Origin of the sequence: Moorena sp. SIO4A1 (assembly GCF_010672065.1) — a bacterium.
In the GTDB taxonomy this organism is placed as follows: Bacteria; Cyanobacteriota; Cyanobacteriia; order Cyanobacteriales; family Coleofasciculaceae; genus Moorena.
The window spans coordinates 38,822-45,426 of record NZ_JAAHHX010000053.1; the positions used below are offsets into that span (position 1 = coordinate 38,822).

Below are 6,605 nucleotides of genomic sequence, written 5' to 3' on the forward strand. Positions count from 1 at the left end.
TTACTACTTAAAAGTTAATCATATCATGACTAATCACAAAAAAATCACAAAAAATTGCCATTTTGCTACCAGGATAGAATTTAATTTGCTGATAATATAATTACCTCACTGGCTGGCATAAGTACTTGCTGGCATAAGCAATATCCTTAAAATCATGACTAACTCACCCCTACTCGACCCTGTAGCTACTCACCACCGGGATGCTGTAGAAGAACTAGCCTGGGCAATAGCTGCTAGTGAGGGACAGTTTTTGCTGATGTTAGCACACTGTAATTATGCCAAGTGGCGTAAGCGAGTGGTGCGCAAGCTACACAAAATTTCTTCTGTCCCAATCCGGGAAGTATTCCTAGACCAATCTGCTTGTACACTCTACACCACCCTCCGACAGGAAATCGGGGAGGAACAGCCAGCTGCCTTGATGGTGTTTGGTTTAGAGTCAGTCACGGACCTTGATGAACTGTTAATCGCCACTAACCAAGTTAGAGAAGAGTTTCGCAAAAATTTCCAGTTTCCATTAGTGTTGTGGATTAACGATGAGGTGCTGTGTAAGCTGATTCGCATCACACCAGATTTCCACAGTTGGGCAACAACGGTTATGTTTCAAATCCCAACCTCAAGCCTAATTAGCAACCTACAACAAAAAGCCAATTCTTTATTTAGCAAAGTCTTGGAATTAGGTGCCAGTGAAATTTGCCCCAATGATGCTATCTTAGGTGCTGGTTATAGTCAGGAAATTAAGTTTGCCTTACGGGATTTGGAAAGTGGTAACCACGAGTTGCCACCACAGTTGCTAGCCAGTCTAAACTTTGTCTGGGGTCGAGAGGCGTATGGATTGGGCAAGATTGATGTTGCTATCACCCACTATCAGAAAAGTTTAGAATTCTGGCAACAGGAACCCCGCAAGCACCAGAGCAAGCCCGAAAACAACGGTGAGATTCTCCCCGGACTTGGTGTGCCTACCTTCAGATCCCGTAAACCCATTACCCCTCCACCTCGGGAGCGAGAAGCAGTTATCCTGTTTCACCTAGGATTGTGCTATTGCGATCAGGCTAAGCAATATCCAGCGGGAGACCCTAGCTATGGAGAAAATTGGCACAAGGCTAAGGAGTATTTAGAGCAGTGTCTGGTGGTGTTCGAACAAGAGCAACGACCGGATTTAGTGGCTAAGTTTATTAATCAGCTCGGTGAGATACTGCAATCTCTGCAAGCCTGGGAGGATTTGGAAAGTCTAGCTAAAAAGTCTCTAGCGCTACACAGAAACTACTCTGCTCCTGTTCAAATCGCTCAGGATTATGGATTTATAGCAAAAGTGGCGCTACACAAATCCCGCTGGCAGGAGGCTTACACAAACGCTCAATATGCCAATGTAATTATCACAAAAGTCACAGAAGAACAGGGTGTTGCACAGGATAGGGAAGATTTGTTGGCCTATGGAACAGGGGGAACAGGGGGAAGTAAAAAATTTTCCTATTATCCCGCAAGTATCCAAGCCCAACAACAGCAACAGTACTCCAGCTATCAGGAAAATTCTGCTTTATATTGCCTCAATGGAGTAGTCAATATAGATAAGATTAGCCAGAAATATACAAATAAATCTCCCGTTGGTCGCTATCTGTTACTTCTGGCTCAAGCGCAACAACACTTGGGTCAACATTCCGAAGCGATTAGCCATCTGGAACGGGCTAGGGAGTTAGGCATTGGTGATGACCCGAAACTGTACCTGGAAATCCTGGAAACTCTAGGAACCCTCTACTGGCAACAAAAACGATATCAAGCAGCATTTAGATTAAAACAAGAACGGCTTGCGATCGCACAACAGAATGGTTTACTTGCTTTTATCGGTGCAGTTAAACTCAAATCCTCCCAACAGAATCCGTTACCACAGAATCCGTTACCACAGAATCCGTTACCACAGACCAAGAGTAAAGGTAGCGCTACCGTATCTCAGGCCATGACTGCTTCCGATTGGCAACACAAAGTAAAAGAGCTAGTGCAACGCATTGCCAGTACCCAGCACAAACTAACTGTAATTTATGGTCAAGCTGGAGTGGGCAAGAGTTCCTTACTAGAAGCTGGGCTAATCCCCGCCCTAAAACAGCAACCTATTGGTAAGCGTGATGTAGTCCCGATTAGGTTGAAGGTTTACACTGACTGGGAAAAAGAGTTGGGTAAACGTATCCTAGAGTCGAAGAGTGAAAGTTTGAAGGTTGAAGGTTTAAAGGTTGAAGGTTTAAAGGTTGAAGGTTTAAAGGTTGAAGGTTATAAAAACAACCTTAAAACGGCTAATCTTCTAGATCAGTTGCAAAAAAATCAACGGCAAAACCAGATAAACATCCTGATTTTTGACCAATTTGAAGAGTTTTTCTTTGCTTGCCGAGAGCCAGCTGAACAAAAACGCTTCTTTGAGTTTTTCCGTGACTGTCTTAATATTCCCTATCTCAAAGTTATCCTGTGTTTACGGGAGGATTATCTACACCTATTATTAAAGTGCGCTCGTCAGGTAGATTTGGATGCCATTAATAATGATATTCTTAATAAAGGTATCCTTTATTATGTCGGTAATTTTTCTCCAGACGAGGCAAAATCGATTATTTCTAATCTAACCACTAAAGCTAAATTTTACCTAGAGGATGCATTACTTGATGAGTTGGTAAACGACCTAGCTAAGAATGAACCAGTGGCAGAAGTAAGCCCGATTGAATTACAGATAGTGGGAGTGCAGCTGCAAACTGAGCAAATCACTACTTTAGCGGCTTATCGACAAAGGGGATCAAAAGAAAAGCTTGTGGAGCGCTATTTGGAAGGGGTTGTTTCTGATTGTGGTTCAGAAAACCAAAACGCGGCTTGGAAAATTTTGGGTTTGTTAACGGATAAGCATGGCACTCGACCATTCCGAACAAAACATGACTTAGGAGCAGAGTTACAGTTATCCACTGACAACTTAGATTTTGTCCTAGAGCTATTGATCAAATCAGGTTTAGTGATGAGATGGCAGCAAAAACCAGAAGCTCAATATCAACTGATGTATGATTATTTAGTTGAGCCGATTCGTAGACGTTGCTGATTGTAAGCATTCAGCTATCAGCTATCAGCTATCAGCTATCAGCTATCAGCTATCAGTTATCAGCTATCAGCTATCAGCTTATGCGCTACTTGAGGTGCTACTTGAGGTGCTTTTGAATAAAAGAGGTAAGCATTGGTTTAATCTAAGTTCCTTGGCCTTTCGGCCAAGGAATTCATTGTATTTGGCTTTGAGTCCGTTGAACTCCTAAGCCGGATAGCTTGTTTTAAGCCAAGGGCTGACAGCTGACAGCTGACGGCTGTTCGCGTAGCGTGCGCGTAGCGCATATGCTTACATCTGATTAGCCTTTAAGTCCCTCTAACCAACTGGATAAATCCGACCCATCGGAAAAATCGAACAATGCTTCACTCAATTGATCTAAATCAGCAACAGATAAGTTGTTGATGAGTGATTCTAGACTAGGCTCGATTGTTCCAACCTGGCGTGTCAACTGACGCATAATTAGCTCCAGTTTTCCTTGCTGTAAGCCTTGCTGTAAGCCTTGCTGTAAGCCTTGCTGTAGACTTTGTTGGACTTTCTCCTCTCCCCAAGGTAATAAATTTCCAGAGCTATCCCACCACCGTAACCAATAGTTAGTGATTTCTGATTTTTTGCCATACCATACTCCCAGAAACAAACCCATGGATTCAATCCAGTAGCGTCCATTAGCATCGGGTTGTTGGAGGGTATAGCTTCCTGAGTTAAGCGATCGCATTTCCAAACTTCCGGAGGCTGGGTCAAAAATCACATAAATTGGTACTTGTAGGATTTGCTCGTAAAAGTACCATTTGCCATAGGGGTAACGAGGGTTCATGGAATATTCTCCTTGCTCCTTCTCGGATAAGAACTCCATAACCACTGCTGGTAACTCTCCTTCCGTGTGAGGGGTATAGCTCCGGCGAATCACCCCTGGTAAGACTGGAAACACGGAAGGTACATAAAACCAGTCCGGTGCTTTGACTACTGTTTTACCGTCCACATTGGCACAGAGTCCAAAGTTGGACGCAATCAACATTGATTTAGTGATAAATCCGGCTAATTCCAGAATCTCTCGGAGGATAGCCGCTAATAAGGGATGATAGATATCATCCACTGGGTCATCGGGTAATTGAAATTCATCGGGGAGTTTTTCCCATCGGATAATCGCTTCGGCTTTCGTTTGAGTCATAGCCATATCGGGTGTCTTTATATCCTTAAGGTAACGAAAAACTTAACTTTGTTTTTTTGAAGATAGTTTTGAAGAGACTGCCGATTTTTGATGGTTGAGTTTTGAGTAATAACGACAGCTTTTAAAATTATATTATATTTATAGATTATAATTAATTTTAACTACTAAATTCTTAAAGAATAACTAGTAATGATGCCCAAAAAACTTGAAACTGCTACCTATGTCGAAGCAACGGCGCAACTCATTGATTTAGACCTTAAGCCCGAACACCGTCCTGGTGTTATCAAAAACTTCGCTAAAATTTATGCGATCGCATCTCTAGTCACAGAATTTAGCTTACCTGATGATATCGCAGCTGCTCCTGTATTTGAACCTTAGGATGCTGATAATTTTTGACTATCAAATTATCTAGTTTATTGGTTGATCAGCGTTACTCAATCATCATAATAGTTGAAATTAGGATGCTAACCGTGAACCCAACTGATGCCATTGGAATTACCACTGCGATTCGAGAAGGTCAAGTCACCGCCAAAACAGTCATTACTAACTGTCTCGAAAAAATAACTGTCCGTAACCAATCCCTTAACTGTTTCACAACGGTTACCACTGACCAAGCCTTATCCGATGCTGAACACATTGATCATGCTATTGCTAAAGGGAACAATCCCGGTCCATTGGCAGGAGTTCCTTTTGCGGTTAAAAACTTATATGATATCGCTGGCTTAATAACATTAGCTGGGTCAAAAATTAATGCTGAAAATCCTCCTGCTTCCCGTGATGCTACTGCTGTAACTAAACTCAAACAAGCGGGTGCTATCCTAGTCGGAGCATTAAATATGGATGAGTACGCCTATGGCTTTGTAACGGAAAATAGCCATTACGGTGCAACTCATAACCCCCATGATCTCACTCGCATTGCTGGTGGTTCCTCTGGCGGCTCGGCAGCAGCAGTGGCAGCGGGATTAGTACCAATCACTCTCGGTTCTGATACCAATGGTTCAATCCGGGTACCAGCTGCGTTGTGTGGTACTTTTGGCTTCAAACCTACCTACGGACGATTGTCTCGCGCAGGGGTTTTCTTGTTTTCTGCTAGTTTGGATCATATCGGTCCGTTTGCTCGTTCTGTACGGGATATTGCTACTATCTTTGATATCCTTCAGGGAGCAGATCCCACTGATCCAGTTTGTACCAATCGTCTCCCAGAACTTTGTGTCCCCCAGCTTAACCAGGGGATTGACGGGTTACGGATTGGAGTTGCGGATGGCTATTTTGCTCAAGGGGCAGAACCAGAAGTCTTGGATGCTGTCGCTAAAGTCGCTAGTAGCTTGGATGTAACTGCCTCGGTTACTATCCCAGAAGCCAAGCGAGCCAGAGCAGCAGCTTATATTATTACAGCTAATGAAGGGTCAAACCTGCATTTGGACAATTTGCGTAAACGTCCCGATGATTTTGATCCAGCTACACGCGATCGCTTTTTAGCAGGTGCCCTAATTCCAGGGACTTGGTATATTCAAGCGCAACGGTTTCGACAATGGTTTCGCGATCGCATTCGGGAAGTCTTCCAAGATGTCGATATTATCCTTGCTCCCACTACACCCTGTGTTGCTCCCCTACTGGGTCAAGAAAAAATGGTCATTGCCGGGGAAGAAGTGTTGGTTCGTCCAAACTTAGGATTATTTACTCAACCCTTATCCTTCATTGGCTTACCGGTCTTATCGGTACCAATTCACCGTCCTGGTCAAATGCCCTTAGGGGTACAAATTATTGCTGCACCCTACCATGAAGCAATGATTCTTAGAGTTGCTGCAGTGCTTGAGGAGCAAGGCATTATTTCAGCAGCGGTTGTGTCTTAACAAATGGATGATTAAGACAATATTCTTTCACCGCAAATAGTTGTCTTATCACACATTAGACTTCGCGGCAGAAGTCGGGAACAGGGAACAGGGAACAGGGAACAGTGGACAAGAATTGGCGCAAAGCGATGCAGCGCGGTCTTGGGGGTTTCCCCCATGAGCGACTGCATCAAGAACACTATTATAAAAATACTTTTGCAAGAGGTCTATTGTAACTAAACATATTTTTGCAAGAGGTCTAATAAGTGCATTAGTTTTGATAGAGATTCGACTTATTTCTTCCACTTTATGAATCTTGAACAGATTTTGTGACGCATTCCCCCACCTGGCCTACGGCCACGCTGCGCGAACGTTCAGGTGGGGGTCAAGGAACGACAAATTGTGTTATAATTAATCTAGCTTGAGCGGTACGGCAAAGGACAGAACAAGATTCTGAGCAACCTAGAGGCACGACCTCTCAACGCCAGGGAAAACAAACCTATAAATCCTGTGTAGTCGGTTTATATACGTCAGACTCTAGGTA

At 43.4% G+C, this 6,605-nt stretch carries 5 protein-coding genes; 3 read left to right on the plus strand and 2 right to left on the minus strand.

Annotation, left to right across the window (positions count from 1 at the left end; translation table 11 throughout):
* Positions 1-154 precede the first annotated feature (154 nt).
* Positions 155-3,064, plus strand: a complete 2,910-nt coding sequence (locus tag F6K53_RS26790) for a tetratricopeptide repeat protein (RefSeq protein WP_293073264.1) — start codon at positions 155-157, stop codon at positions 3,062-3,064.
* A gap of 298 nt (positions 3,065-3,362) precedes the next feature.
* Here F6K53_RS26790 and F6K53_RS26795 read toward each other — a convergent pair whose 3' ends face one another.
* Positions 3,363-4,229, minus strand: coding sequence for a DUF4351 domain-containing protein (locus F6K53_RS26795; RefSeq protein ID WP_366511369.1), 867 nt, complete (start codon positions 4,227-4,229; stop codon positions 3,363-3,365).
* Positions 4,230-4,418: 189 nt separating this feature from the next.
* Here F6K53_RS26795 and F6K53_RS26800 point away from each other — a divergent pair, with 189 nt between their 5' ends.
* Positions 4,419-4,607 (plus strand): DUF4089 domain-containing protein, encoded by a 189-nt coding sequence (locus tag F6K53_RS26800; protein ID WP_293042592.1) that lies wholly within the window; start codon positions 4,419-4,421, stop codon positions 4,605-4,607.
* Between the two features lie 83 nt (positions 4,608-4,690).
* Positions 4,691-6,082, plus strand: a complete 1,392-nt coding sequence (locus F6K53_RS26805; protein ID WP_293074857.1) for an AtzE family amidohydrolase — start codon at positions 4,691-4,693, stop codon at positions 6,080-6,082.
* Between the two features lie 48 nt (positions 6,083-6,130).
* Here F6K53_RS26805 and F6K53_RS26810 read toward each other — a convergent pair whose 3' ends face one another.
* Positions 6,131-6,283, minus strand: a complete 153-nt coding sequence (locus tag F6K53_RS26810; RefSeq protein ID WP_293074854.1) for a hypothetical protein — start codon at positions 6,281-6,283, stop codon at positions 6,131-6,133.
* Positions 6,284-6,605 lie beyond the last annotated feature (322 nt).

Coding starts and splice junctions, on each gene's coding strand:
- F6K53_RS26800 (WP_293042592.1), top strand. CDS start 4,419: ATGATGCCCAAAAAACTTGAAACTGCTACCTATGTCGAAGCAACGGCG.
- F6K53_RS26790 (WP_293073264.1), top strand. CDS start 155: ATGACTAACTCACCCCTACTCGACCCTGTAGCTACTCACCACCGGGAT.
- F6K53_RS26805 (WP_293074857.1), top strand. CDS start 4,691: ATGCTAACCGTGAACCCAACTGATGCCATTGGAATTACCACTGCGATT.
- F6K53_RS26795 (WP_366511369.1), bottom strand. CDS start 4,229: ATGACTCAAACGAAAGCCGAAGCGATTATCCGATGGGAAAAACTCCCC.